Here is a 24,012-nt window from a genome sequence, read left to right on the forward strand (position 1 = left end):
CTTCGTCGCGGGTGACACGTCGGTCACGCCTGTCAGCGCTGAGTACCGGCGTCGTGCGGCGGGGTGACGGCGGTGGTGTCAGCAGAGGCGTTCTGAACGGGCGTCGGCAGCGCGGTGGTCGCCGGCGCCTGCGGTGCGGCGGCTGCGGCGTCGCTGGCCGCGTCCTCGTCCTTCATGGCCTTCATCTCGCCCTTGAAGACACGGGCGGACTGGCCCATGCTCTTCGCGAGCGCAGGAAGCTTCGCCGCGCCGAACAACAGCAGGATGACGGCGAGGATGATGACCAGATGCCATCCGTTGAGTCCGGCGAACATGATGATCTCCCTTGATGGTTCGGGTGTTCCGCACAGTCTACCGTGACTGCGGGGTGGTTTGTTCGGGGTACAGCGCAAGAGCCGCCGTGGCCCATTCCCTGGCCGCGCAGCGTGCGCCGGACGGCTCGAGGATCTCGACCGCGCCGCCGAAGCGGGCCGCCAGTCTCTTGAGGCTGAGCGGGTCGCCGACATGCAGGGTCGCCGTCATCGTATCGCCTTCGACCACCGCCTCGGCGCGACGCAGGTAATCGCGCAGCAGCGGCGCCAGGCGCGCCGGGAAGCGGATCACCGCCTGGTCGCTGTCCCCGTCACCGGCGAACAGCTCGGGAACGGGTTCGTCGCCGTGGGTGATCGGGATGTCGGTGAGACGCGGCTCGCTCACGCGATCGAGATGGAAGGTGCGCATCGCGCGCCGGAGGTGGCACCAGCCCTGCAGATACCACTGCCCGTTCGTGATGAGCACCGTGACCGGGTCGACGGTCCTGGTCGTGGGCGCGGAGTCCGGGGCTCGATAGGTGAACGCGACGGCGACGTGCTCCTTGAGCGCGGTGGCGACGACGGTGCGGACCGCGTCGACCGGTCCCGGCGCGACGATGACCTCGGCCGGAAGACCCGCCGCACCGCGCGAGAGCTTGGCGATGAGTCCCTGCACGACCGCCGAGGAGGCGACACCCGGCACGGCCGATGCCAGCTGGAGCCCCGCGACGAGCGCCGCCGCCTCGCGGGCGGTGAACTTGGGCACCCGGCGCAGCCCCACGTCGTTGGTGATCTCGATGATCCCCTGCTCGTCGAGCAGGTCCCAGTTGATGTCGAAGAGCTCCTGCGGCGCCTGCCAGTAGCCCTCGTCGCCGGGAAGGCCGATGACCGTGAGCTTCTCGACCATCGCCCGCATCTGCGCCTCGGACATGTCGAACTCCGCCGCGGCCTCGGCGAGGGAGACCTCGCCGCGCTCGAGCAGATACGGCACGAGCGTCAGATACGCGCGCACCCGGTCGGAGCTCAGCAACGGCTTGCGCTGTGCCATCACGCGCCGCCCTTCGTGTCGATGTGCGTCGCCGCGGCGGCACGCAGACGAGCGACGACCGCGTCTCGGAGCTCCTCGGGTTCGACCACGCGCACCTCCGGACCGTAGGAGGCGAGCTCGTCCGCCAGGATGTGCAGGTCGACGTAGGGCACCCGGATCCCCTGCACGGCGGGTTCGGCGCGCCGTCCGAGGCGCAGAGCCGCCTCGGTGCCCGGAGTGAGCTCGAGCAGCGCCGAATGCGCCGCGGCGACGGCGCCCAGGCTCGACAGCGCTCGCTCGCCCGCCCCCTCCCTCAGCTCCGCGGGGAACGCGTCCGCGCTGACCGTCACGTCGCCCACGATGCGGGTCAGCAGGAACATCCGATCGCCGTCGGCGTCGATGTCGCGTCCGAACACGTGCCAGCGCGCCTCGTACTCGACGAGGGCGAGCGGCTGCACGCGGCGCCGGCGAGGCGACTCCTCCCCCGGCTTCAGATAGTCGAAGGAGACGGCGACACTGCGCTCGATCGCGCCCTGCAGCGGCGCGAAAGCGGCATCGCGCGCTGTGATGCGCGGCGCGAATCCGATGATGGGCTCATCCACGTCGATGCCCAGCGCGCGGATCTTCCGCACGCCGGCCTGCGCATCGGCGGACAGCGACTCCTCGCTCCAGACGCTCCCGGCCAGACGCAGCACAGCGAGCTCCGCGGGGGTGAACTCGATGTCGACCGGAAGGTCGTATTCCGCCTTCGGAATGCGATAACGGGCCTCGCGGAGATCGTTCGGGTCCGCGTGGTCGCCGAGCGTCTCGATAGGGATGCCGAGGGCGCGCAGCTCGTCCTTGTCGCGCTCGAACATCTTGTCCAGCGCGTCGGCCCTGCCCTCCGAGCGCTGCCGGTAGCCGGAGACCGACGCCAGGATCTGCTGCTTCGTCAGGCCGATCTCCGTCGCCATGAGCGCCACGACGAGGTTCGTCAGGCGCTCCTCCGCGGGGATCCGTGCCGCCATCTACTGCCCCGAGGACAAGGATGCGGAGGTGTCGACGCCGAGGATGTCCACGACGATCGCCTGGGTGCCGTTGCCGTCCGCGCCGGTGCTCTGGTTCGCGTCAGCGGGCGGGATCACCAGGAGCACCTGGGATCCGACGGTCTGGCCCTCCAGCCCGGTCGCCGAGATGGCCACGGACTGCGCGTCCCACGTCGACTTGAGCACCTTCCGGGTGTCCCAGTCGACGCTCGTCAGCTGCACCCGCAGGACGTCGTCCTTGGTCACCTTCGCACCGGTGCCGCGGATGAGGGTCTGCGTGACCTGCTTGGCGGGCTTCTTCGCGTCGGGGACGATGATGCCGGGGCGCCCGTCGGGCGCGCGAACGACCGTCGGAAGCCCGAGCGCGTCGTTGTACACCAGCGATCCCTCGGCGTGCGGGAGGAACACCTTCTGCACATCGACCACCGCGACCGCTCCGCCCTCGGCGACCGTGCCCGCGGGGAAGCCGACCAGCAGGCGGGAGCCTGCGGTCGCGCAGCCCAGCGCATCGCCGATCGTCTTGAGCTGACCGTCCCACGTGTTGACGTCGGCGACCTGGGTCGAGCCGTCGAAGCTGGTGCTGCCGAGAGACTGCCCCGTCTTCGCGTCGTACAGGGCGACGTCGATGACGATCGGCTGGTTCTTCTCCGTGATCGCGGATCCGGTTCCGGTGATCAGATCGTCGACGCTCGACTTCTGCACCTTCGTCGGCGTCGCGAAGCTCACCTCGGGGGCCTTTCCGAATTCCCCCTTCACCGTCACGGAGTTGGTGAGCACGGAGGAGGTCGCCTTCGACGAGCAGGCCTGCCCCGCGAACGAGGGTCCGGCGGAGCAGCCGGCCAGCGCGAGGGCGGCGAGGCCGAGGGTGATCAGAGCAGCGGCAGTCTTACGCACGCGCTCCAGTCTATGCGGACGGATCCCCGTCCTCGGCCTCTTCCGCACCCGCGTCGCCCGCGGCGGCGAGACGGGCGCCTCCGGCGGCCCGCTGGGCCTCGCGGACGCGCTTGCGGAGGTTCTTGTCGGTGATCTCGCGGTCGCCCACGGCGCCCGGGGTCCACAGCTCCACGTCCTCGTCGCCGTAGCTGGGCTTCTTCGCCGCGCGGCGCTTCACATCGGGCGGGATCGCCCCCGGAGCGAGCCGTCGCGCGGTGATCAGGAAACCCGTGTGCGCCACCATCCGATGGTCCGGACGCACGGCGAGTCCCTCGACGTGCCAACCTCGCACCATGGTCTCCGACGCCTCGGGCTCGGTGAACAGGCCCGTCCCGCGGACGTACTCCGCGACCCGGGAGAGCTGCGTGGCCGTCGCGACGTAGCAGAGCACCACGCCGCCGGGTGCCAGAGCCTCGGCGACGGCGTCGATGCACTCCCACGGCGCGAGCATGTCCAGCACCACCCGATCGACCGTGCCGGACGCGAACTCGCCGGGAAGCTGCTCCTGCAGGTCGCCCACGACGATCCGCCAGGACTCGGGGAGCTCACCGAGGAACGTCTCCACGTTGGCGCTCGCGACCTCGGCGAAGTCATCCCTCCGCTCGAAGGAGACCAGGCGGCCGCTCGGGCCGATGGCACGCAGCAGCGACAGGGACAGCGCGCCGGATCCGACGCCCGCCTCGACCACCGTCGCACCGGGGAAGACGTCGGCCTGGGTCACGATCTGCGCCGCATCCTTCGGATACACGATGGCGGCACCGCGCGGCATCGACATGACGAAGTCGCGCAGCAGCGGACGCAGGGCCAGATACTCGTTGCCCGAGCTGTTCTCCACCACGGACCCGTCGGGCAGTCCGATGAGATCGCGATGGCGCAGCACCCCGTGGTGGGTGTGCAGCTCGCCGTCCTCGCGCAGGGTGATGGTGTGCATCCGCCCCTTGGGGCCGGTCAGCTGAACCCGGTCGCCCTCGCGGAACGGGCCGCTCGGCCGCTGCGCGGTCACAGCGCGGCCTCCGTTCGGATGGAGCGCGCTCGCGCGAACTCCGCGGCGACGTCGTCGACGCCGCGACCCGAGAGCGTCTCCCAGAGGGCATCGGCGCCGAGGCCGTCCAACCCCACGATGTGCGGGACGCCGATCGCCACGGCGCGCGCGGAGAGGGCCGACTGCAGTCCGGTGGGCGAGTCCTCCAGCGCGACGGCATCCGCGATGTCGATGCCGAGCGCATCCGCCGCCTGCAGATACGGATCCGGGAAGGGCTTGGGCCGCTCGACGTCGTCGCCGCCCACGATCACGTCGAAGGCGTCGAAGCCGATGAGCGAGACGATGTCCTCGGCCATCCGGCGCAGGGACATGGTGACGAGCGCCGTGGGGACGCCCGCCGCACGGAGCTCGCGCAGCAGCTCCCTCGCGCCGGGCCGGAACGGCACGCCGTCCTGCTGCAGACGCACGCGCACGCGCTCGGTGAGCTCGTCCACGATCTCCTGGGCGCCCATCTTCACCCCGGCGCCCTGGAGGATGATCGCGCTGTCGATCAGACCGTTGCCGACGAGCTGGAGCGCCTGCTCGTGGGACCAGGTGCCGCCGAACGACTCGATGAGGTCGGTCTCCGCGTCCATCCAGTACGGCTCGGTGTCGACAAGGGTTCCGTCCATGTCCCAGAGGACCGCGCGAGGATGCTGATTCACTCCCCCATCGTACCGGCGTGCCGCCTCGCGCCCGGCTGCGGGACTAGCCTGGACGGAACACGCGGCACCGGCCGCCGCAGGAAGGAGCACCGTGCAGGTACTCGGATCCCGGATCCTCGTCGCCGCCTTCGACGGCTGGAACGACGCGGGCGAGGCCGCGTCGGCAGCGGCCGAGCAGATCGACGACGGCACGTTCGATCTCGTGCACGCCGTGGACCCCGAGCTGTACTTCGACTACCAGTGGGCTCGCCCGACGCTCGAGCGCGACCAGGACGGCAATCGCAGCCTGCGCTGGCCGTCGGCCCGGATGCAGCGTCCGACCGGCACCGCCGGCGATGGCGAGCCGCGCCTCTGGCTGCTCACCGGAACCGAGCCCGCCCGCGCCTGGCAGGCGTTCAGCGCCGAGTTCATCGACGCGGCGCTGAGCGAGGACATCACGGGCTTCGTCACCCTCGGTGCCATGCTCTCCGACGTGCCGCACACGCGCCCGATCTCGATCTTCGCCTCGAGCGAGAACGCCGAGGTCCGTGACGCGCTCGGCATCGAGCGCTCGACCTACGAGGGCCCGATCGGCATCCTCTCCGCGCTCGACCATGCGGCGGAGCAGGCCGGCATCCCTGCGCTCTCGCTGTGGGCCAACGTCCCGCACTACGTGCAGACCGGCAGCGCCTCGCCCAAGGCCACGCTCGCGCTGCTGGACCGGCTGCACGAGGTGACCGGAGTGGACGTGCCCCGGGGCACGCTCGCCACCGAGGCGGCCATGTGGGAGGCCACGATCGACGCGGCCGCCGCCGAGGACGAGGAGATGGCCGCCTACATCGCGCAGCTCGAGGCCAAGCGCGACACCTGGGATTCGCCGGATGCGTCCGGCGAGGCCATCGCGCAGGCCTTCGAGCGATTCTTCCGCCGCAACGGCGAGGGCCCGGGCGAGCACAAGCGCTGAGCCCGTTCTCCGAGAGTCGTCGGCCGCCGGGCCCCGTCGAAGCGCCTGCGCCCACTCACGGCCGAGGCGCGCTCAGGGCTTGATCACGCCCATCGCGAGCAGGACGATGAGCACGATCCCGAGCAGGATCCGGTACACGACGAACGGCAGGAAGCTGCGCTGCGAGATCCAGCGCATGAAGAACGCGATGACGCCGAGTCCCACGACGAACGCGATCCCCGTCGCCGCAAGCGTCTCCCCCGCCGAGAACACGCTCGGCTCGCCGATGCTCTTCACCGCCTGGTAGATGCCGGATCCGAACACCGCGGGGATCGCGAGCAGGAACGCGTAATGGGCGGCCGCCTCGCGCTCGTATCCGAGCAGGAGTCCGGCGGTGATCGTGCCGCCGGAACGGGAGACGCCCGGGATCAGGGCCAACGACTGCGCGAGCCCGTAGATGACGCCGTGCCCCAGCGTCAGATCTTTGAGGGTGCGCCGGCGGGCGCCGATCGCGTCCGCGACGCCGAGCAGCACGCCGAACACGATGAGCATGATCGCGACGATCCACAGCGAGCGGAACACCGTCTCGATCTGGTCCTTGAACGCGAGCCCGAGGACGACGATCGGGATGCTGCCGATGATGATCAGCCAGCCCATCCGCGCGTCCGGGTCGTTGCGTGGGATGCGACCGAGCAGCGCCGCCCACCAGCGGCTCACGATGCGGACGATGTCGCGCCAGAAGAACACGACGACGGCCGCCTCCGTGCCGATCTGCGTGATGGCCGTGAAGGCCGCCCCGGGGTCCTGCGCGCTCGGCAGGAACGCGCCCACGATGCGCAGGTGGGCGCTGGACGAGATCGGCAGGAACTCGGTGAGTCCCTGCACGATCCCCAGGAAGATGGCTTCGAGAAGATGCATGGGTCGCTTTCGCGTCGTCCGCGGGGTTCGCGCGGTGCGGTCAGTAGGTGCGCAGAAGGTCGGTCAGCACGCGCTGCCCGAAGACCAGCGCGTCGATCGGGACCCGCTCGTCGACCCCGTGGAACATCCCGGTGAAGTCGAGGTCGGCGGGCAGCCTGAGCGGCGCGAAGCCGTAGCCCGTGATGCCGAGGAAGGCGAGCGCCTTGTTGTCGGTGCCCGCACCGAGCAGGTACGGGATCACGGGCACGCCAGGATCGTGCCGCTCCAGGGCCGCCACCATCGCGTCGACGAGGTCGCCGGCGAACGGCGTCTCCATCCCGATGTCCTGCACGACCATCTCGAGCTCGATGTCCTCGCCGACGAGGGCGCGGAGCTGATCCAGCACCTCGTCCTCCATCCCCGGGATCACGCGCACGTCGATGAGCGCCTCGGCGCGCTCCGGGATGACGTTGTGCTTGTAGCCGGCCTGCAGCACGGTCGGATTCGTCGTGGTGCGCAGAGTCGAGCGCAGGAACGCCTCGGCAGGACCCGCCGTCGCGGCCAGGGCATCCGGATCATCGACCGGAAGACCGGAGAGCGCGCTCATCCGATCGAGGAAGTCGCGGGTCGTGGCGGTCAGATGGATCGGCCACGAGGTGCGTCCGATGGCCGCGACCGCCTCGGCGAGCTTGGTCACCGCGTTGTCCGGGTGGACGCGGCTGCCGTGCCCGGCCCTCCCCTTCGCGACCAGGCGGATCCACAGCAGCGCCTTCTCCCCCACCTGCAGCAGGTAGGCGCGCCGGTCGCCGACGGGGATCGAGTACCCGCCGACCTCGCTGATCGCCTCGGTCGCCCCGGCGAACCACTCCGGGCGGTTCTGCACGACCAGGGCCGACCCCTCCACGCCCCCGTTCTCCTCGTCCGCGAAGAACACCAGGATCAGGTCGCGTTCCGGCTGCTCCCCCGCTCGCAGGATCTCGGCGATCGACGTGAGGATCATCGCGTTCATGTTCTTCATGTCCACGGCGCCGCGGCCCCAGAGCATGCCGTCCTGGATGAGCCCGGCGAACGGATCCACGCTCCAGTCGCCCGCCATCGCGGGCACCACGTCCAGATGACCGTGCACGACGAGCGCGGGCTTGCTCGCATCGCGGCCCGGCACCCGCGCCATCACGTTCGTGCGACGCGGGATCGGCTCGTAGTACTCCGGCTCCAGTCCGAGCGACTCCAGATAGGCGCCGACGTACTCGGCCGCCTCGCGTTCGCCCTTCGCGTCGCCGCCGCCGAAGTTGGAGGTGTCGAAGCGGATGAGGTCGGCGGCGATCCGCGCGACCTCAGGGATCTCGGCATCCGGCTGGGGCATGGGACAAGGCTATCGAACCCGCTCGACGCGCCCGACGTGCATCCTGGTTCGAGGGCGCCTGCGGAACGTGATAGTGTCATTCCTCGGTTGGGAACAGCCGAAAACACCAGCGCGGGTGGCGGAATAGGTAGACGCGCTAGCTTGAGGTGCTAGTGCCCGAATAGGGCGTGGGGGTTCAAGTCCCCCCTCGCGCACGCTGGTATGAAGGCCCCGGATCGGAAGATCCGGGGCCTTCGTCGTGTCCGCGTCGGCACCGCTCCGAGTCCCTGCCCGGGAGTCAGACCGGCGCCTCGTCGGCGTCGGGCCCGTCCGGAGCGATGACCCCGATCCCCTCGGCCCGATGGCTCGGCTCCGGCTCGCCGTCGTCGCCGCTGTGCGGAGCCTTCGGCTCCTCCCCGGGATCCTTCTCCGTGCTCGGCTCCCGCAGCTCCTCCGTCGTCGGCTCATCCGGCCGTTCCGTCGGCTCGTCCCGCTCCTCGCCGTTCTCCCTGTCGCTCATCACCGCACCTCCTGTCGTCGTCCGGCCAGCCTGGACCCCCTGCCACGGAGGCCACCAGGGGCTTGACAGCGGCCCGTCGCAGGCGGCTCAGCCGGCGCTGACGCCGAACAGCAGTCCGAGGACGTAGGTGACCGCGGCGGCCCCGAAGCCGATGGCCAGCTGCCGCAGGCCCCGGCGCAGCGGAGGACCACCGGAGAGCACTCCGACCGTGGCTCCGGTGCTCAGCAGAGCGATGCCGACGAGGGCGAGCGCCACGAGCACGGCCGGCGTGCCCTGCATGCCGAAGATCCACGGGAGCACCGGCACGATCGCGCCGGAGGCGAACAGCAGGAAGCTCGAGATCGCCGCCGGCCACGCGTTGCCGATGATCTCGTGCTCGTCCCCGCCGTCGTCGACCACCCGGAGCGGACCCGTCGCGCGCTGCGCCATGCCGGCCTTCGCCGCGCTCACGACCCGGCGGGCGCGCTCCAGCGACTCCTCCGTGTCCATGCCGCGGGCTCGGTAGACCAGGGCCAGCTCGTTCTCGTCCAGGTCCAGGTCGCTCGCGGTCGCCGCCCCGTGCCCGTTCTCCTCGGTGGCCTCCAGCAGCTCGCGCTGGGAGCGCACCGAGACGAACTCCCCCGCGCCCATCGACAGCGCGCCGGCGAGCAGTCCCGCGAATCCGCTGAACAGGACGAAGCCGCTGCTCGCCCCGGTGGCGCCGATGCCGAGCACGAGCGCGAGGTTGCTCACGAGTCCGTCGTTCGCGCCGAACACGGCGGCGCGGAACGATCCCGACAGCTGGCGGCGACCCCGCGCCGCGAGGCCGCGGACCACTTCGAAGTGCACCTTCTCGTCGGCGCGCATGGCGGGCGTCGCATAGGCCTCGGAGTCATACGGCGATCGCGCTTCCGCGCTCTGCGCGAGCGCCAGCACGAAGATGGATCCGAACCGGCCCGCCATCCAGCCCAGCACCCTCGTGCGCAGACCCGGCCGAGGCAGCCGTGCCGGCTCTCCGCCGAGCAACTGGAGCCAGTGCGCCTCGTGGCGTCCCTCCGCGGCCGCGAGCTCGAGCAGGATCTCCCGCTCCTCCCCGTCGCGCCGTGCGGCGAGCTGCTGGTAGACGTGCGCCTCGGCGCGCTCGTCGACGAGGTACCGCGCCCAGCGGCGGCGGTCGGCCGCGGTGGGTTCGGCGGGCACGGGAGCGGGGGTGTTCATCAGCGTCCTTCGTGTTCGGAGCAACCATTCCACGCTATCCACCCGTGGTGCTCCGCCCCCTGCTGAGACGCGGATTGACAGCATTTCGGGGATCCGAACCGGCCGGTCCCGGGCGCGTCACGCGGACCGGATCCGGGCGCTGCCGCGCGCGGTGCTCAGGAGCGGACGCGACGCCGGAGCAGGTCGATGCGCGACTGCAGCTGGGTGACGGTCGCCTGCGCGACCGCCGGTCCTCCGCACAGCCGGCGCAGCTCGGCATGGACGGATCCGTGCGGCTCCCCGGTCTGCCGCGCGTAGACGCCGACGAGGCTGTTCAGCAGCTGCCGCTGCTCGCGCAGGGTGCGGTGCAGGGGCTCGGGCAGCGTCGTCGTCGCTGTCGGAGCCTGCGCCTCCCGCGCCTCGCGCAGCCGTGACTGGCGCGACTGCCGCTGCATGAGCAGCTCGTGCACGTGCTCCGGCTCGAGCAGACCCGGGATCCCGATGAACTCCTCCTCCTCGGGAGTGCCGGGCTCGGCGAGCTGGCCGAACTCCTTGCCGTCGAAGACGACCCGGTCGAAGTGCGCGAGCGAGGAGATCGCCTGATAGCTGAACTCCTGGGTGAGCGCGTCCGACGCATCATCCTCGCGGTTCGCACTCTCCAGCAGCGAGTCATCGAGGCCGTCATCGTCCTTCGACTGCCGGTCGAGCGCGTGGTCGCGCTGCTTCTCGAGCTCGTTGGCGAGCTTCATCAGCACCGGGACGTTCGGCACGAAAACGCTCGCGGCCTCGCCCCGGCGACGCGCGCGCACGAACCGGCCGATGGCCTGCGCGAAGAACAGCGGGGTCGACGACGACGTGGCGTAGACCCCGACCGCGAGCCGCGGCACGTCGACGCCCTCGGACACCATGCGCACGGCGACCATCCAGCGATCATCGGACGCGCTGAACTTCTCGATGCGCTCGGATGCGGTGGCGTCGTCGGAGAGCACGACCGTGGGCCGCTGGCCCGTGAGCGAGTGCAGGATCTTCGCGTAGGCCCGCGCCACCGTCTGATCGGTCGCGAGCACGAGCCCGCCGGCATCGGGCACGTGGTGGCGGATCTCGGTGAGGCGGCGGTCGGCGGCCGACAGCACCGCCGGCATCCACTCCCCCTCGGGGTCGAGCGCGGTGCGCCACGCCTGCGAGGTGACGTCCTTCGTGTTGTCCTGCCCCAGGTGCGCCTCGAGCTCATCTCCGGCGCTCGTCCGCCAGCGCATCTTGCCCGCGTACATGTGGAAGAGCACCGGGCGGACCACGCCGTCCTGGAGGGCCCGGCCGTAGCCGTAGGCGTAGTCGGTGCTCGAGATCCGAGCCCCCGATTCGTCGGGCAGATACTCCACGAACGGGATCGGCGCGGTGTCGCTGCGGAACGGGGTTCCGCTGAGGAGCAGCCGCCGTCTCGCCGACCCGTAGGCGTCGCGGATCGCGTCGCCCCAGCTGAGCGCATCGCCGCCGTGGTGCACCTCGTCCAGGATGACGAGCGTGCGCGCCCCCTCCGTGAGGTGCTTGTGCACCGAGGACTTCGCTGCCACCTGCGCGTAGGTCACGACGACGCCGTGGTACTGCCGGGACGGCGCCCAGTGGCTGTTGCGGAACCGGGGATCCAGACGGATGTGCACGCGGGCCGCCGCATCCGCCCACTGGGTCTTCAGATGCTCGGTCGGGGCGACCACGATCACCCGGTCGACCTCGTTCGTGCGCAACAGCTCGACCGCGAGGGTCAGCGCGAAAGTCGTCTTCCCGGCGCCCGGGGTGGCGGCGACCAGGAAGTCGCGGCGGTCGGGGATCCGGAAGTACTCCTCCAGGGCCTCCCGCTGCCACGCCCGCAGCCGATCGGCGGTTCCCCAAGGGGCGCGCTGAGGGAAGGACGGGGAGAGCATGGGATTCCACGATAGACGAGGCCGTCGACATTCCCGTCCACGCCCCTCGCGTGCGGTCACAGCGTCCGCACCGGATCGGCACAGCCGATCCAGGGCGCGTCGCAGTAGCGTCCCCTGCGGCCCTCCCGCCCGGAGCGCCCTCCCGGAGGAACCCATGAGACGACCCATCGCCGCGCGCCCGGTCGCGCAGCACGGCCGCGCGACCGGTCCGCGCATCTGGACCCGGATCCTGCGCGCGATCGGGATCGGCGTCGCCGTCCTCGTGGTCAGCACGGCCGGCGTCGCGGCCTACATCGTCTCGGATCTCACGGCCGCAGTCGCGCACAACAGCGTGCAGCTGGAGGGCGGCCCGACGGCCGCGCCCGACATCGGCGCATACAAGAGCGGCTTCAACCTGCTCGTCGTCGGCATCGACGCCTGCGAGGCGAAGTACGCGGACCTCTTCCCCGGACGCTGCGACGGCCCCGACGCGTCGAGCGTCAACAACGACGTCACGGTGCTCATGCACGTGTCCGACTCCCCCCGGCGCATCACGGTGATCAGTTTCCCGCGCGACCTGGTGATGCCGATCCCCTCGTGCACGGCGAAGGACGGCACCGCCGTGTCGGCGCAGAGCGGCGCGCAGATCAACACGACCTACGACGAGGGCGGCCTGTCCTGCGTCGCCAAGACGGTGACGCAGCTCTCCGGCCTGAACGTCGACTTCGCCGCCGCCGTGAACTTCGGCACCGTGATCGACATCACCAACGCCATCGGCGGCGTGCCGGTCTGCCTCGCCACGCCGATGAACGACGCGTACACGGGACTGAACCTCAGCGCCGGCGAGCACACGATCCAGGGGCTCCAGGCGCTGCAGTTCCTGCGCACCCGGCACGGCCTGGTCTCGGGCAGCGATCTCGCGCGCATCGGCAACCAGCAGCAGTATCTCGCCAGCCTCGCCCGCACGCTGTCCAGCGGCAAGGTGCTCTCGAACGTGCCGGAGGTGCTGAACATCGCGAACATCGCGCTGAGCAACATCGAGGCCAGCACGACGCTCACCAATCCGATGACGATCGTCCAGCTCGCGCTCGCCGTCAAGGATGTGCCGCCCTCGGACATCACGTTCATCCAGTACCCGACGCTCACGGATCCCGACAACCCGAACCGTGTCATCGAGGACGACGCCTCGGCCCAGACGCTCTGGGCCGCGATCGCCGCGAACCAGCCGGTGCAGATCACCCACCAGAACACCGTGAACGACGGCGTCACCGTGGAGCCGGCCGCGCCGAGTGCGACCCCAGCCCCCAGCGGGACCGCCTCCCCCGCCCCGTCCGCCACCCCGGCGCCCAGCGCGGTTCCGCTGTCCGACAACGTGCGCGGCAGCACGGCGGCGCAGCAGACGTGCTCGAACGGCGACACCAGCCAGTGACGCCGCGACGCGGGTAGTCTCGGATCCGGTGCCGCGCCGAACGCACGGCTCCCAGGAGGAGGATCATGTCCGGCCACGAACCGCGCACCCCGTACATCCCGAACGACACGCCGCACCCGTGGCACCGCTACGTGGCCCTCGGCGACTCGTTCACCGAGGGCATCGGGGACCCAGAGCCGAGCGCTCCCGGCGGACACCGGGGATGGGCGGACCGCGTCGCCGAGGTGCTCGACGCGCAGAGCGACGACTTCGCCTACGCGAACCTCGCGGTCCGGGGCAAGCTCATCGCGCAGATCTCCGACGAGCAGGTCGCTCCCGCGATCGCGCTGAACCCGGATCTGATCACGCTGTGCGCGGGCGGCAACGACGTCATCCGCCCCGGCACCGATCCCGATGAGATCGCGGCGCAGCTCGACGACATGGTCACCCGCCTCGCCCGCACCGGCGCCGCGATCGTGCTCTTCACCGGCATCGACACGAACTTCACCCCCGTGTTCCGGCCGTTCCGCGGCAAGGTCGCGATCTACAACGAGAACGTGCGCGCCGTGGCGGATCGGCACGACTGCATCGTCGCCGACCAGTGGGGGCTGAAGACGATCCAGGATCCGCGCTTCTTCGCCGACGACCGCCTGCACATGAATCCCCTCGGTCACCACGAGGTCGCCCGGATGGTGCTGCGCGCGCTGAACGTGCCGAACGACCTGCAGGAAATGGTGGCCGATCCATTCCCGAACCGCACCTGGCGCGAAGCCCGCAACGAGGACCTGGTGTGGGCGCGCACGCACCTGGTGCCGTGGGTGCTGCGCAGACTGCGGCACCAGTCGTCCGGCGATTCGATCGAGGCCAAGCGCCCCGAACCGGCGCCGGTGCTGCTGCCGCACGAGGACTGAGCGCTCGCCGCGGGCGGTCAGTCCTCCGACGCAGGCGGGTGCCGCAGCGCCCAGAGCGCGACGGCGGCGGTCGAGGCGACGTTGAGCGAGTCCACTCCGCCCGACATCGGGATCGTCACGATCGCATCGGCCGCCGCGAGTGCCGCGTCGGTCAGCCCCGGCCCCTCCGACCCGAAGGCGAGGGCGACCCGCTCCGGGCGCGCGGCCGCATAGGCCTCCAACGACACCGCGTCGTCGCTCAGCGCGAGTGCGGCGAGCTGGATGCGTTCGGCACGGAGCAGCGGGGCGAGCTCGCCCCAGCCGCGGAATCGCGTCCACGGCACCTGGAAGACCGCCCCGGTGCTGACCTTGACACTGCGGCGGTACAGCGGGTCCGCGCAGCGTGCGGAGACGAGCACCGCATCGGCGTCGAGGGCCGCCGCGGCGCGGAACGCCGATCCGACGTTCGCATGCTCCACGAGGTCCTCCAACACGACCACCGTGCGCGCCCCGCGCAGGACCGTCGCGGCTTCCGGCAGCGCCGGGCGGTGCATCGCCGCGAGAGCACCGCGATGCACGGGGAACCCGGCGACCGCCTCGACCACATCGTCCGGGCAGACGTACACCGGGATGTCGGCGCCGCCGACGACGTCGCGGATGCCGCCCAGCCAGCGCTCCTGGGTGAGGACCGACCTCGGGCGGTGCCCGGCCCTGACCGCCCGTTCGATCACCTTGAGCGACTCGGCGATGTACAGGCCGCCCTCGGCGTCGCTGCGCAGCCGCAGCGCGGTGTCGGTCAGTCCGCGGTAGTCGTCGAGGCGGGGATCGGCGGGGTCGTCCAGGCGGAACTCGTGCACGGATCCACTCTCCCAGGTCGGGAGCCGACGTGCGTCGACGAGCCCCACGGCCCCCGGCCGACTCCCTGCGGAGCGCCCGTAGACTCGGGCGGGGAGGTTCCGTGAACAGCAGCATGCCGTCGTTGCACGCGCAGCTCGAGCCTGTCGCCGACCTGCTCGCCGACCGCCGCATCGCGTTCCTCACGGGCGCGGGCCTGTCCACCGATTCGGGGATCCCCGCCTATCGAGGCGCGGGATCCGCCCCCCGACGCGCACCGATGACCGTGCAGACGTTCCTCGGTTCGGAGCAGGCCCAGCGCCGCTACTGGCTGGGCGGGCACCTCGGCTGGCGCTCCTTCGGCACCGCCGAGGCGAACCCCGGCCATCGTGCGATCGCGGCGCTCGAGCGCGCCGGGCGCTCGGCAGGGGTGATCACGCAGAACGTGGACGGGCTGCACCTCGCCGCGGGATCCGCGCGCGTCGTCGAGCTCCACGGCACCATGCGCACCGTGCTCTGCCTGCGGTGCGGTCAGAGCTTCTCCCGGGACGCCGTCGCCGCGCAGATCGAACGGCGCAACCCCTGGCTCGATGTTCCCGATGAGGTGCTCCTCGGCCCGGACGGCGACGTGCGCCCCGAGAGCACCGACGGCTTCGCGCTGCCGGTGTGCACCGTGTGCGCCGGAGCGCTCAAGCCCGACGTGGTGTTCTTCGGCGAGTTCATCCCCGGAGAGCGGTTCGCGACCGCCGAGGCGCTGCTGCGCTCCGGAGATGCGCTGGTCGTGGCCGGCTCCTCCCTCGTGGTGAACTCCGGCATCCGCATCATCGAGCGGGCGCGACGCCGCGCGCTCCCCATCGTCATCGTCAACCTCGAGCCCACCCGCGCCGACGCCTGGGCCTCCGCCACCATCGCGGCGTCCACCACCGTCGTCCTCCCCGCCCTCCAGGAGCTGCTCACGTGACCCTCATCACCCTCATCCGCCACGGCCAGACCGACTGGAACCTCGAAGGCCGGATCCAGGGAGCAACCGACATCCCGCTGAACGACACCGGGCGCGCCCAGGCGCGGGCGGCCGCCGTGCGACTCGCAGGGACCCGCTTCGACCACGTGTACACCAGCCCGCTCGTTCGGGCGCGGGAGACGGCCGAGATCATCGCGGGCGAACTCGGCCTGCCCGCACCGCTGATCGCCGTCGGGATGCGCGAGCACGAGTTCGGGGCCGCCGAGGGTCTGCTCTGGGACCAGTACCGGGACCGGTTCCGGGCGGACAGCGGGAACGTGCCCGGCGCGGAGACCACGGCGGAGCTCACAGACCGCGCGCTGGCATCGCTCGAGCGGATCGCGCTCGCCGCCCGTCGCCGCTCCGCGCCGCGCACCGAATCCGTGCTCGTGGCGACGCACGGCGGGGTGATCCGCGCCCTCCTCGAGCACGCATCGGGCGGGACGCTCCCCGCGCCCGGGGAACGTCTCGGCAACGGCTCGCTGCACCGCTTCGCGATCGACGGCGGGGGCATCCGCCTGATCGACGCCGTCGCGGTCTGAGCGGCGCCCCGCGCACCGCCGGGCGCCGGCCAGGACCGGAACGCATCCGGGCGTAGGATCGAAGAGCCGCCGACCCCGAGGAGAGCCGTGAATTCCGCCGCTGCACCCACCTGGCGGACCTGGCTCATCTGGATCGTCGGCGTCGCGGCTTACGTGCTGTCGATCACGAACCGCACCTCGCTGTCCGCCGTCGGAGTGGATGCCGCACACCTGTTCCAGGCGGACGCCTCCACGCTCTCCCTCTTCGCCGTCCTCCAGCTCGCGGTGTACGGCCTCATGCAGATCCCGGTCGGGCTGCTGCTGGACCGCTTCGGATCCCGGCCGATCATGGTCGCGGGGATGCTGCTGATGTCCGTCGGCCAGCTCGTCATGGCGTTCGCCCCCAACGTGGGCGTCGCGATCGTCGCGCGCATGATCCTCGGCGCCGGCGACGCCGCGATCTTCCCTGGCGTGCTCCGCCTCGTCGCGATCTGGTTCCCCGCCCAGCGCGGACCGCTGATGGCGCAGTTGACGGGGATCGTCGGCCAGCTCGGTCAGCTCGTCGCCCTCATCCCGCTGCCCCTGCTTCTGCACTCGACCACCTGGTCGGTCGCCTTCGGCAGCCTGGCGGGTCTCGGCGTGCTGTTCACCGTGCTCGTGTTCGCCCTGATCCGCAACCGTCCGCCCGAGTTCACCGAGGACGTCTCGGTCAACACGGACACCGGGGCGATCCGCGTCGTGACGTCCCAGGCCGATCTTCGGGTCTCCCTGCGCGAGGCCCTCGCCCACCCCGGCACCCGCCTCGGCTTCTGGACGCACTTCACGACGCCCTTCGCCGGCACCGCCTTCATGATGCTGTGGGGTATCCCGTTCCTCACCAGCGGCGAGGGCCTCTCGATCGGGACCGCGTCCCTGGTGACGACGGTCTACGTCCTGTTCGGGATCCTGTTCGGGCCCGTCCTGGGCACGCTGTCGGCGCGCCACCCGACGAGTCGCTCCCTCATGCTCGTGCTGCCGACCATCGGGATCCAGGTGATCGTCTGGCTCGCCGTGATCCTCTGGCCGGGACCGGCCCCGCTCTGGCTGCTGATCGTGCTCGCGATCGCCCTCGCCTCGGGAGGGCCCGCGTCCATGGTCGCGTTCGACCACGCCCGCACCCACAATCCCCAGCATCGGCTGAGCACCGCCACCGGCGTCGTGAACGGCGGCGGCTTCCTCGCAGCGCTCGTGGCGATCTTCCTCATCGGCCTGGCACTCGATGTGCAGGGCGCGGGAACGCCCGCCACCTACACGCTCGACGCGTTCCGCTGGGCCTTCCTCACCCAGGTGCCGCTGTGGCTCATCGGCACGGCGTTCATCGTGCGGGAACGACGGCTGACCCGGCGCGTGCTGGGCCTGGGCCGCCGCCCGCGTCAGGACTGAACGCCGAGGGTCCGCTCAGCCGAGCAGCATCGCCCGCCCCGGCTCCTGCAGCACGTCGGCCACGGCCTTCAGGAACTGCGCGCCCTCCGCTCCGTCGACGATGCGGTGGTCGAACGACAGGCTGAGTGTCATCACGTCGCGCAGCGCGATCTCGCCGCGATGCTCCCACGGCAGGCGGCGCACCGCTCCGAGGGCGAGGATCCCGGTCTGGCCCGGGGGCAGGATCGGGGTGCCCGCGTCGATGCCGAAGACGCCGATGTTGGTCAGCGAGAACGTTCCGCCGAGGAGGTCCGCCGGCGGGGTCTTCCCGCTGCGTGCCGTGCGCGTCAGCTCGGCGATCGCCCCTGCGAGCTCTCCCAGCGCCATGCTCTCGGCATCGCGGATGATCGGCACGATCAGTCCCCGCTCGGTGGCCGCGGCGATGCCGAGGTCGACGAAGTGCTGCTGCACGATCTCTCCCGCCTCGCCGTCCCAGCGCGAGTTCAGCCCCGGGTGGCGGCCGAGCGCCAGGCAGACGGCCTTCGCGACCACGGTGAGGACGCCGATGCGCGGGGCGTCCGGGGCCGCGGACGCCCGCAATGAGGCGATGAGCTCGCTCGTGGCGGTGACGTCGACGGTGTGGAACGTCGTCACGTGCGGCGCGGTGAACGCGCTCTGCACCATCGCCTCGGCCGTGTGCTTGCGGACGCCGCGGATCGGGATGCGCGTGGTGGCGCGCTGCTCCGCCGCAGGACGGGCCGGTGCGCGCTCCGTCGTCGCGGCCGGGGCAGCCCCCGCCTCGGCAATGGTCCCGTCGACGCGGCGGCCGAGCCGCTCCCGGTAGGTGTCGACGTCGTGGCGCGTGATGACCCGATCGCCGAGCTCGGCGGCGACGAGCACCAGATCCACGCCCAGCCCCTTGGCATACGCGCGCACCGGGGGCGTCGACCGGGGTCGCTCGCCGCGCGCCGGCGGCGCCGGGAGCACGTCGATCGCATCGTGCGGGGCCGCGACGCGCACCTCGGCGTCGGTCGCGACGACCGTCCCTGCGCCGGCGATGGCACGGCGCGCCCTGCGCTGCGGACGCCCGCTCGACGGCGCGGCGCCGTAGCCGACCAGGTTCGGCCCCGAGCCTTCCTCGACCGCCGACGGTGACGTCGGCGCCGGTTCGTCGGCACCCTCGATCTCGAAGCCCACCAGGGGCGCGCCCACGGCGACGACGTCGCCGGCTCCCGCGTGGAGCGCCGTGATCACGCCCGCGTGCGGCGACGGCAGCTCGACGATCGCCTTGGCGGTCTCCACCTCGGCGAGTGTCTGGTTCAGCGTCACCGTGTCACCCTCGGCGACGAGCCACTGCACGATCTCGGCCTCGGTGAGGCCCTCGCCGAGATCCGGGAGGAGGAACTCCTGCTTCATCGCTCCGCCCCCTCCAGCAGCTGCTCGTCGTCGCAGACGCGGTCGACCGCATCCAGGATCCTGTCGAGGTCGGGGAGGTGGAACTTCTCCAGCTTCGCGGGCGGATAGGGGATGTCGTGGCCGGTGACGCGCAGCGGCGCCGCCTCCAGCCAGGTGAAGCACTTCTCGGTGATGCTCGCGATGACCTCCGCCGCCACGCCCGCCTCACGGGCGGCCTCGTGCACGACGACGACACGCCCCGTGCGGCGCACCGAGGCGCACACGGTGCCGTAGTCCACCGGGGAGAGCGAGCGCAGGTCGATGACCTCCAGCGACCGGCCCTCCGCCTCGGCCGCCTCGGCGGCGTCGAGCGCGGTGCGCACCATCGCCCCGTACGTCACGACCGTGACATCCGTGCCTTCGCGCACCACCCGGGCCAGCCCCATCGGCGCGGCGTCGGCGAGCGGGGTGTCCAGATCGACCTCGCCCTTGGCGTGGTAGAGCCGCTTCGGCTCGAAGAAGATCACGGGGTCGTCGCTCGCGATGGCCTGACGCAGGCAGGTGTACGCGTCCTGCGGATCGGAGACCGCCACCACGCGCAGCCCGGCGGTGTGCACGAAGTAGGCCTCCGGCGACTCCGAGTGATGCTCGGCGGCTCCGATGCCCCCGCCCCACGGGATCCGGATCGTGATCGGCATCGGCACCGTTCCCTGGGTGCGGTAGTGCAGCTTGGCCACCTGCGAGACGATCTGATCGAACGCGGGGTAGACGAAGCCGTCGAACTGGATCTCCACGACCGGGCGGTAGCCGCGCATCGCGAGGCCCACCGCCGTGCCGACGATGCCGGACTCCGCGAGCGGGGTGTCGATGACCCGCTCCGGCCCGAAGCGGTCGAGCAGTCCGTCGGTGATGCGGAACACGCCGCCGAGCTTGCCGATGTCCTCGCCGAGCAGCACGACCTTCGGGTCGTCGGCCAGGGACTGCGCCAGGGCGGCGCCGAGCGCCTTGCCCATGGTCATCTGCGTCATGTCACGCCTCCGCGAGGGTGTCGAGGTAGCGGGCGTAGTCCGCGCGCTCCTCGGCGAGTCCGGTGTGCGGCTCCGCGTAGACGCCGTCGAAGACCGCGAGCGGCTCGCGCGTCGTCATGCTCAGGCACGCGCTGCGCATTCGCATCGCGGTCTCGTCCGCCTCGGCGGCGAAGCCCGCCGCGATCTCGTCGGTGAGCACGCCCTCCGCACGCAGCAGGGTCTCGAGCCGAGCCAGCGGATCCTTGCCGCGCCAGTACTCCAGCTCCGCGGGGTCGCGGTAGCGGGTGGGGTCGTCTGCGGTCGTGTGCGGTCCCATCCGGTAGGTGACCAGCTCCAGGAACGCCGGGGATCCGCCGCGGGCCTGATCGAGCGCCCAGCGCGTGGCGGCGAACACGGCGAGCACGTCGTTCCCGTCCACCCTCATGCTGGGGATGCCGAAGCCCGGGGCGCGTCCGGCGATCGGGTGCTGCGACTGCACCGCGACCGGCTCGGAGATCGCCCAGTGGTTGTTCTGGCAGATGAAGACGACCGGTGCGCGGTAGGAGGAGGCGAACACCATCGCCTCGTTCACATCGCCCTGACTCGTCGCACCGTCGCCGAAGTAGGTCACGGCGGCCTGGTCCGAGCCGTCGTGCAGGATGCCGAGGGCGTAGCCGACCGCGTGCAGCGTCTGCGCGCCGATGATGATCTGCAGCGGGGCCATGTGCATCACGGCGGGGTCGTAGGCCGCGCCCTCCTCGCCACGCCACATGCGCACGTAGTCGCCCGGCTGCGCGCCGCGCGCGAGCATCACGCCGGTCTCGCGATAGCTGGGGAACACGACGTCGTCGTCGCGGAGCGCGCGGGCTGAGCCGATCTGCGCGGCCTCCTGCCCCTGACACGGGGCCCAGAGCCCCAGCTGGCCCTGGCGCTGCAGCGCGACTCCCTCGGCGTCCAGGCGGCGCAGCACCACCATGTCGCGGAGCAGCGAGAGCAGCTGGTCGGAGGTGACGTCGGCGGCGAACGGGGCGAGACGCGCATCCGCACGGCGGCGGCCCTGGGCGTCGATGAGTGCGGCGGGCTCGTCGAGCCCGATTCCGGTGACGGTGATGGGATCAAGGTGGGTAGACATCTTCGTCCTCCTCAGTGGATCCGCCCTCGTGAGCCGAATCCGATGCGTCTTCGCTGTGGCTCGAGCGTACGTCTGGTTCACACGTCGCTCAAGCAATGACGCTCTGCTTGAGCATGTTGCCAAGTCAGGCGCCATCGTCGACTGCTAGCCTTTGGCAACATGGCAACCCTCGATCGCACCGATCTCGACATTCTCGAGATGCTCTCCGCCGACCCCCGCACGACGGTGGTCGCGATGGCCGAGAAGCTCCGGCTCTCCCGCAACACGATCCAGGCGCGCATGGCCCGCTTGGAGCAGACCGGGGTGTTCCTGCCGTACGAACGCGCCTTCTCCCCCGCGGTGCTGGGCTACCCGCTGCAGGCGTTCGTGAGCATCGGCGTGCGGCAGACCGAGCTGCCTCGGATCATCGCCGAGCTCGCGCGCGTGCCCGAGGTCGTGCAGGCGCACGGGCTCAGCGGGTCCATCGATCTGCTCGCCCTCGTCGCCTGCCGGGATGCCCGCCATCTCTTCGACACCGACGCGCGCATCCTGTCCATCGACGGCGTCGAGAGGACCGAGACGTCCCTCGCGATGGGCGAGGTCATCCCGTTCCGCGTCGGCGGTCTCATGGGGCTGGCACGGCGAGAGGCCGGAGGAACCGCCTGATCGCCCCGGCGGCCTCGGCGGGCGTCTCATAGTGGATGAGATGCCCGACGTGCGCGATTTCGGTCAGCTCGGCATCGGGGAACAGGGTCGCCAGGTGACGTTCCGCCTCGATCGGCGTGATGTCGTCGCGCTGAGCCGCCACGAGGAGCGTGGGAACCTCGATGCGCGGAGCGAACTCGCGCACGTCGTGGGAGACGCTGGTGCGGAACGCCTGACTGAGCACCTCGCGGTCGGAGAACCGTGAGAAGTAGGTGTCGTGCTGATCGTGCACGAAGCGGCGCAGCTCCGGATCCGCGGTCTTCGCCATCGCGACGCTCATGACGCGCACGATGACGCGGTTGCGCAGCAGCTCGGTCCCGATCCCCTCGGGCAGCCGCGCACCCAGCGCGTAGTAGAGGATCGCCAGCCGGGTGAGCACGGCCTTCGGGCCCTCGAGCGCCGGCGCGCCGATCGGGTTGACCAGGATCAGGCGCGGTGTCCGCAGCCCGCCCGCGACAGCCGCAGACGCGACGATGGATCCGAACGAGTGCCCGAGGACGACCGCCCCCGGAGCCACCGTGCCGGCGAACTCCGTGAGCCAGGCGGCATAGGCGTCGATGTCGTGCACGCGTCCCGGCAACGGCGCGGTCTCGCCGAACCCCGGCAGATCCGGCATGATCACCCGCACCCCGGGCAGGTGCGCCACGACGGGCTCGAGTCCGTGGTGCTCGCCGCGGAAGCCGTGCACGGCGAGAACGGTGACCTCGGCGTCCTCCGGGCCGTAGACCCAGTATGCGGTGCGCCCGCCGAGCACCTCGGCCTCGTGGCGCTGCACCGGGATGCGGTCCAGGCGGGCGGCATACGGCGAGGGAACGGGCATGCCTCGAGTCTACGGTCGGCGTCGCGCCCCGCCCGTGCGTCGCCTGGACGCCGCGCGCCGCCGCCGGGATGTCGGGAGCCCGTCCTACGGTGGGCGTCATGACCCCGTCGACGCCTCTGCCTCCGTGGCTGACGCGCGTCGGCGTGTTCGACCTCGAGACCACCGGTATCGACGTCACCCGCGATCGGATCGTCACCGCGCATGTGGGCGTGCTCGACCAGCACGGATCCGAGATCGCCGCGCGCACCTGGCTCGCCGATCCCGGCGTGCCCATCCCGGCGGGCGCGACCGCGATCCACGGGATCACGTCCGAGCGCGCCCAGCGCGACGGCGCTCCCGCGCCGCAGGTCATCGCCGGTGTCGTCGCGGCGCTGCGGTCGCTGCTCGAGCGCGGCATCCCCGTCGTGGCGTACAACGCCGCGTTCGACTTCTCCCTGCTCGCGCATGAGGCGCGCCGCCACCGGATCGCACCGCTGGAGGATCCGGCGCCGGTGATCGACCCGCTCGTCATCGACAAGGCCTACGACCGCTACCGGCCCGGCAAGCGCACGCTGGAGATCGTCGCCGCCCACTACCGCGTCGATCTCGTCGGGGCGCATGACGCCTCTGCCGACGCCGTCGCAGCCGGACGGGTCGCACAGGCGCTCGCGCAGCGCTTCCCGCTCCCCGCCAGCGCAGGCGAGCTGCACACGCGGCAGATCAGCTGGGCCCGTGCCCAGGCCGCGAGTCTCACCGACTACTTCGTGCGGATCGGCCGCATCGATCCGACGGAGCGCGTCGACGGCCGGTGGCCGGTGCGCGAAGGGGATCAGCGCCGCAGAGACCCCTCCGAGATGTCCCTCTGAGGACGGATCCCCCACTCAGCGGTTGGGCGTACGCTGCAGGCATGGACGGCGTCCTGAAGACGGTGCTGGGCTGGAGCGCAGCGGTGCTGCCGATCGCCTTCGGCCTCTACGTTCTCGGGTTCGCGGCCTGGACGCTCCTCCGTCCCGGACCGTTCGAGAACCGCTACCCCACGCGCGGCGGGGGCCTCGGCGGCGCGTTCGACAGTGTCTTCTCCCCCGGTTCGGCGGAGGCCGGATCGGAGCGCGACCGGCAGACGCGGCGGACGGCACCTGCCCCCGCTCCGGGCGATCCCCCCTGGGGCATCGACGGTGACCGGATCCGCATCGACCTCTGAGACGGGCACGCCCCGGAACACGAC

At 71.4% G+C, this 24,012-nt stretch carries 25 protein-coding genes and 1 tRNA gene; 10 read left to right on the top strand and 16 right to left on the bottom strand.

Going from position 1 to position 24,012, the window contains the following annotated elements:
• Window positions 1-32: 32 nt before the first annotated feature.
• Genes tatA through WFJ01_RS04545 form a run of 6 tightly spaced genes read right to left on the bottom strand, consistent with a single transcriptional unit; the run spans window position 33 to window position 4,961 of the window.
• The gene (gene tatA / locus WFJ01_RS04520) at window positions 33-314 is read right to left on the bottom strand and encodes a Sec-independent protein translocase subunit TatA (protein WP_292887033.1); all 282 of its coding nucleotides are present in this window, start codon (window positions 312-314) and stop codon (window positions 33-35) included.
• A gap of 37 nt (window positions 315-351) precedes the next feature.
• A complete protein-coding gene (locus tag WFJ01_RS04525; protein WP_336628339.1) occupies window positions 352-1,338 on the bottom strand; it encodes a helix-turn-helix transcriptional regulator in 987 nt (328 codons plus the stop codon).
• Window positions 1,338-2,324: a helix-turn-helix transcriptional regulator gene (locus tag WFJ01_RS04530; RefSeq protein WP_251439989.1), complete on the bottom strand. Its 987-nt coding sequence runs from the start codon at window positions 2,322-2,324 to the stop codon at window positions 1,338-1,340. Before WFJ01_RS04530 ends, WFJ01_RS04525 begins: the two co-directional genes overlap by 1 nt.
• Window positions 2,325-3,236: an FKBP-type peptidyl-prolyl cis-trans isomerase gene (locus WFJ01_RS04535; RefSeq protein ID WP_336628340.1), complete on the bottom strand. Its 912-nt coding sequence runs from the start codon at window positions 3,234-3,236 to the stop codon at window positions 2,325-2,327.
• A 10-nt stretch (window positions 3,237-3,246) separates the two neighbouring features.
• A complete protein-coding gene (locus tag WFJ01_RS04540) occupies window positions 3,247-4,278 on the bottom strand; it encodes a tRNA (adenine-N1)-methyltransferase (RefSeq protein ID WP_251439995.1) in 1,032 nt (343 codons plus the stop codon).
• A complete protein-coding gene (locus WFJ01_RS04545) occupies window positions 4,275-4,961 on the bottom strand; it encodes an HAD family hydrolase (protein ID WP_336628341.1) in 687 nt (228 codons plus the stop codon). The genes WFJ01_RS04540 and WFJ01_RS04545 overlap by 4 nt, the downstream gene beginning before the upstream one ends.
• 91 nt (window positions 4,962-5,052) lie before the next feature.
• Here WFJ01_RS04545 and WFJ01_RS04550 point away from each other — a divergent pair, with 91 nt between their 5' ends.
• On the top strand, window positions 5,053-5,904 hold the full coding sequence (locus WFJ01_RS04550) for a PAC2 family protein (RefSeq protein ID WP_251439997.1): 852 nt from the start codon (window positions 5,053-5,055) through the stop codon (window positions 5,902-5,904).
• Between the two features lie 72 nt (window positions 5,905-5,976).
• Here WFJ01_RS04550 and WFJ01_RS04555 read toward each other — a convergent pair whose 3' ends face one another.
• On the bottom strand, window positions 5,977-6,801 hold the full coding sequence (locus WFJ01_RS04555) for an undecaprenyl-diphosphate phosphatase (protein ID WP_336628342.1): 825 nt from the start codon (window positions 6,799-6,801) through the stop codon (window positions 5,977-5,979).
• A gap of 40 nt (window positions 6,802-6,841) precedes the next feature.
• Window positions 6,842-8,143 carry a M20/M25/M40 family metallo-hydrolase gene (locus WFJ01_RS04560; protein ID WP_336628343.1) on the bottom strand — a complete coding sequence of 434 codons (1,302 nt, stop codon included), beginning with the start codon at window positions 8,141-8,143 and terminating at the stop codon, window positions 6,842-6,844.
• A gap of 109 nt (window positions 8,144-8,252) precedes the next feature.
• Here WFJ01_RS04560 and WFJ01_RS04565 point away from each other — a divergent pair.
• Window positions 8,253-8,337, top strand: a tRNA-Leu gene (locus WFJ01_RS04565).
• Between the two features lie 83 nt (window positions 8,338-8,420).
• Here WFJ01_RS04565 and WFJ01_RS04570 read toward each other — a convergent pair.
• The 3 genes from WFJ01_RS04570 to WFJ01_RS04580 all read right to left on the bottom strand — a co-directional run bounded on the left by WFJ01_RS04570 (window position 8,421) and on the right by WFJ01_RS04580 (window position 11,737).
• Window positions 8,421-8,642: a hypothetical protein gene (locus tag WFJ01_RS04570; RefSeq protein ID WP_251440019.1), complete on the bottom strand. Its 222-nt coding sequence runs from the start codon at window positions 8,640-8,642 to the stop codon at window positions 8,421-8,423.
• An 87-nt stretch (window positions 8,643-8,729) separates the two neighbouring features.
• On the bottom strand, window positions 8,730-9,839 hold the full coding sequence (locus WFJ01_RS04575; protein WP_251440024.1) for a VIT1/CCC1 transporter family protein: 1,110 nt from the start codon (window positions 9,837-9,839) through the stop codon (window positions 8,730-8,732).
• A 155-nt stretch (window positions 9,840-9,994) separates the two neighbouring features.
• Window positions 9,995-11,737 carry a DEAD/DEAH box helicase gene (locus tag WFJ01_RS04580; protein ID WP_292887006.1) on the bottom strand — a complete coding sequence of 581 codons (1,743 nt, stop codon included), beginning with the start codon at window positions 11,735-11,737 and terminating at the stop codon, window positions 9,995-9,997.
• 154 nt (window positions 11,738-11,891) lie between these two features.
• On the opposite strand from WFJ01_RS04580, the gene WFJ01_RS04585 reads away from it, so the two are divergent.
• Complete coding sequence (locus WFJ01_RS04585) at window positions 11,892-13,145, top strand: LCP family protein (RefSeq protein ID WP_336628344.1); 1,254 nt, start codon at window positions 11,892-11,894, stop codon at window positions 13,143-13,145.
• A 65-nt stretch (window positions 13,146-13,210) separates the two neighbouring features.
• Window positions 13,211-14,035 (top strand): SGNH/GDSL hydrolase family protein, encoded by an 825-nt coding sequence (locus tag WFJ01_RS04590; protein ID WP_292887001.1) that lies wholly within the window; start codon window positions 13,211-13,213, stop codon window positions 14,033-14,035.
• Window positions 14,036-14,052: 17 nt separating this feature from the next.
• On the opposite strand, the gene WFJ01_RS04595 is transcribed toward WFJ01_RS04590, so the two are convergent.
• The gene (locus WFJ01_RS04595; protein ID WP_292886999.1) at window positions 14,053-14,871 is read right to left on the bottom strand and encodes a TrmH family RNA methyltransferase; all 819 of its coding nucleotides are present in this window, start codon (window positions 14,869-14,871) and stop codon (window positions 14,053-14,055) included.
• A 113-nt stretch (window positions 14,872-14,984) separates the two neighbouring features.
• Between WFJ01_RS04595 and WFJ01_RS04600 the strand changes: the two genes are divergently transcribed.
• The 3 genes from WFJ01_RS04600 (at window position 14,985) to WFJ01_RS04610 (ending at window position 17,791) form a co-directional block, all read left to right on the top strand.
• Entirely contained in the window at window positions 14,985-15,809 is an 825-nt protein-coding gene (locus tag WFJ01_RS04600) for a Sir2 family NAD-dependent protein deacetylase (RefSeq protein WP_292887287.1), read from the top strand.
• Entirely contained in the window at window positions 15,806-16,390 is a 585-nt protein-coding gene (locus WFJ01_RS04605; RefSeq protein WP_251440051.1) for a histidine phosphatase family protein, read from the top strand. Before WFJ01_RS04600 ends, WFJ01_RS04605 begins: the two co-directional genes overlap by 4 nt.
• An 87-nt stretch (window positions 16,391-16,477) precedes the next feature.
• Window positions 16,478-17,791, top strand: a complete 1,314-nt coding sequence (locus WFJ01_RS04610) for an MFS transporter (protein ID WP_336628345.1) — start codon at window positions 16,478-16,480, stop codon at window positions 17,789-17,791.
• Between the two features lie 15 nt (window positions 17,792-17,806).
• On the opposite strand, the gene WFJ01_RS04615 is transcribed toward WFJ01_RS04610, so the two are convergent.
• From WFJ01_RS04615 to WFJ01_RS04625, 3 genes are read right to left on the bottom strand one after another with little or no spacing between them, the layout of a single operon-like run.
• On the bottom strand, window positions 17,807-19,186 hold the full coding sequence (locus tag WFJ01_RS04615; protein WP_336628346.1) for a dihydrolipoamide acetyltransferase family protein: 1,380 nt from the start codon (window positions 19,184-19,186) through the stop codon (window positions 17,807-17,809).
• Complete coding sequence (locus tag WFJ01_RS04620) at window positions 19,183-20,193, bottom strand: alpha-ketoacid dehydrogenase subunit beta (protein WP_251440059.1); 1,011 nt, start codon at window positions 20,191-20,193, stop codon at window positions 19,183-19,185. Before WFJ01_RS04620 ends, WFJ01_RS04615 begins: the two co-directional genes overlap by 4 nt.
• Window position 20,194: 1 nt before the next feature.
• Window positions 20,195-21,304, bottom strand: coding sequence for a thiamine pyrophosphate-dependent enzyme (locus WFJ01_RS04625; protein WP_292886989.1), 1,110 nt, complete (start codon window positions 21,302-21,304; stop codon window positions 20,195-20,197).
• 159 nt (window positions 21,305-21,463) lie between these two features.
• Here WFJ01_RS04625 and WFJ01_RS04630 point away from each other — a divergent pair, with 159 nt between their 5' ends.
• Window positions 21,464-21,949 carry an Lrp/AsnC family transcriptional regulator gene (locus tag WFJ01_RS04630; RefSeq protein ID WP_251440065.1) on the top strand — a complete coding sequence of 162 codons (486 nt, stop codon included), beginning with the start codon at window positions 21,464-21,466 and terminating at the stop codon, window positions 21,947-21,949.
• Here the strand turns inward: WFJ01_RS04630 and WFJ01_RS04635 are convergent.
• A complete protein-coding gene (locus WFJ01_RS04635) occupies window positions 21,909-22,808 on the bottom strand; it encodes an alpha/beta fold hydrolase (RefSeq protein WP_336628347.1) in 900 nt (299 codons plus the stop codon). The genes WFJ01_RS04630 and WFJ01_RS04635 overlap by 41 nt on opposite strands.
• Window positions 22,809-22,906: 98 nt before the next feature.
• Here WFJ01_RS04635 and WFJ01_RS04640 point away from each other — a divergent pair, with 98 nt between their 5' ends.
• Together WFJ01_RS04640 and WFJ01_RS04645 are read left to right on the top strand one after the other, a co-directional pair.
• Window positions 22,907-23,653: a 3'-5' exonuclease gene (locus WFJ01_RS04640; RefSeq protein WP_292886983.1), complete on the top strand. Its 747-nt coding sequence runs from the start codon at window positions 22,907-22,909 to the stop codon at window positions 23,651-23,653.
• 41 nt (window positions 23,654-23,694) lie between these two features.
• Window positions 23,695-23,988 carry a hypothetical protein gene (locus WFJ01_RS04645; protein ID WP_292886980.1) on the top strand — a complete coding sequence of 98 codons (294 nt, stop codon included), beginning with the start codon at window positions 23,695-23,697 and terminating at the stop codon, window positions 23,986-23,988.
• The last annotated feature ends 24 nt before the right edge of the window (window positions 23,989-24,012 follow it).

It is taken from the genome of Microbacterium sp. MMO-35 (assembly GCF_037147555.1).
Lineage (GTDB): Bacteria > Actinomycetota > Actinomycetes > Actinomycetales > Microbacteriaceae > Microbacterium.

Excerpts from the sequence above, each read along its gene's own strand:
- tatA (WP_292887033.1), bottom strand. The coding sequence starts at position 314 with ATGTTCGCCGGACTCAACGGATGGCATCTGGTCATCATCCTCGCCGTC.
- WFJ01_RS04525 (WP_336628339.1), bottom strand. The coding sequence starts at position 1,338 with ATGGCACAGCGCAAGCCGTTGCTGAGCTCCGACCGGGTGCGCGCGTAT.
- WFJ01_RS04530 (WP_251439989.1), bottom strand. The coding sequence starts at position 2,324 with ATGGCGGCACGGATCCCCGCGGAGGAGCGCCTGACGAACCTCGTCGTG.
- WFJ01_RS04555 (WP_336628342.1), bottom strand. The coding sequence starts at position 6,801 with ATGCATCTTCTCGAAGCCATCTTCCTGGGGATCGTGCAGGGACTCACC.
- WFJ01_RS04560 (WP_336628343.1), bottom strand. The coding sequence starts at position 8,143 with ATGCCCCAGCCGGATGCCGAGATCCCTGAGGTCGCGCGGATCGCCGCC.
- WFJ01_RS04570 (WP_251440019.1), bottom strand. The coding sequence starts at position 8,642 with ATGAGCGACAGGGAGAACGGCGAGGAGCGGGACGAGCCGACGGAACGG.
- WFJ01_RS04575 (WP_251440024.1), bottom strand. The coding sequence starts at position 9,839 with ATGAACACCCCCGCTCCCGTGCCCGCCGAACCCACCGCGGCCGACCGC.
- WFJ01_RS04580 (WP_292887006.1), bottom strand. The coding sequence starts at position 11,737 with ATGCTCTCCCCGTCCTTCCCTCAGCGCGCCCCTTGGGGAACCGCCGAT.
- WFJ01_RS04585 (WP_336628344.1), top strand. The coding sequence starts at position 11,892 with ATGAGACGACCCATCGCCGCGCGCCCGGTCGCGCAGCACGGCCGCGCG.
- WFJ01_RS04590 (WP_292887001.1), top strand. The coding sequence starts at position 13,211 with ATGTCCGGCCACGAACCGCGCACCCCGTACATCCCGAACGACACGCCG.
- WFJ01_RS04600 (WP_292887287.1), top strand. The coding sequence starts at position 14,985 with ATGCCGTCGTTGCACGCGCAGCTCGAGCCTGTCGCCGACCTGCTCGCC.
- WFJ01_RS04615 (WP_336628346.1), bottom strand. The coding sequence starts at position 19,186 with ATGAAGCAGGAGTTCCTCCTCCCGGATCTCGGCGAGGGCCTCACCGAG.
- WFJ01_RS04620 (WP_251440059.1), bottom strand. The coding sequence starts at position 20,193 with ATGACGCAGATGACCATGGGCAAGGCGCTCGGCGCCGCCCTGGCGCAG.
- WFJ01_RS04625 (WP_292886989.1), bottom strand. The coding sequence starts at position 21,304 with ATGTCTACCCACCTTGATCCCATCACCGTCACCGGAATCGGGCTCGAC.
- WFJ01_RS04630 (WP_251440065.1), top strand. The coding sequence starts at position 21,464 with ATGGCAACCCTCGATCGCACCGATCTCGACATTCTCGAGATGCTCTCC.
- WFJ01_RS04635 (WP_336628347.1), bottom strand. The coding sequence starts at position 22,808 with ATGCCCGTTCCCTCGCCGTATGCCGCCCGCCTGGACCGCATCCCGGTG.
- WFJ01_RS04640 (WP_292886983.1), top strand. The coding sequence starts at position 22,907 with ATGACCCCGTCGACGCCTCTGCCTCCGTGGCTGACGCGCGTCGGCGTG.
- WFJ01_RS04645 (WP_292886980.1), top strand. The coding sequence starts at position 23,695 with ATGGACGGCGTCCTGAAGACGGTGCTGGGCTGGAGCGCAGCGGTGCTG.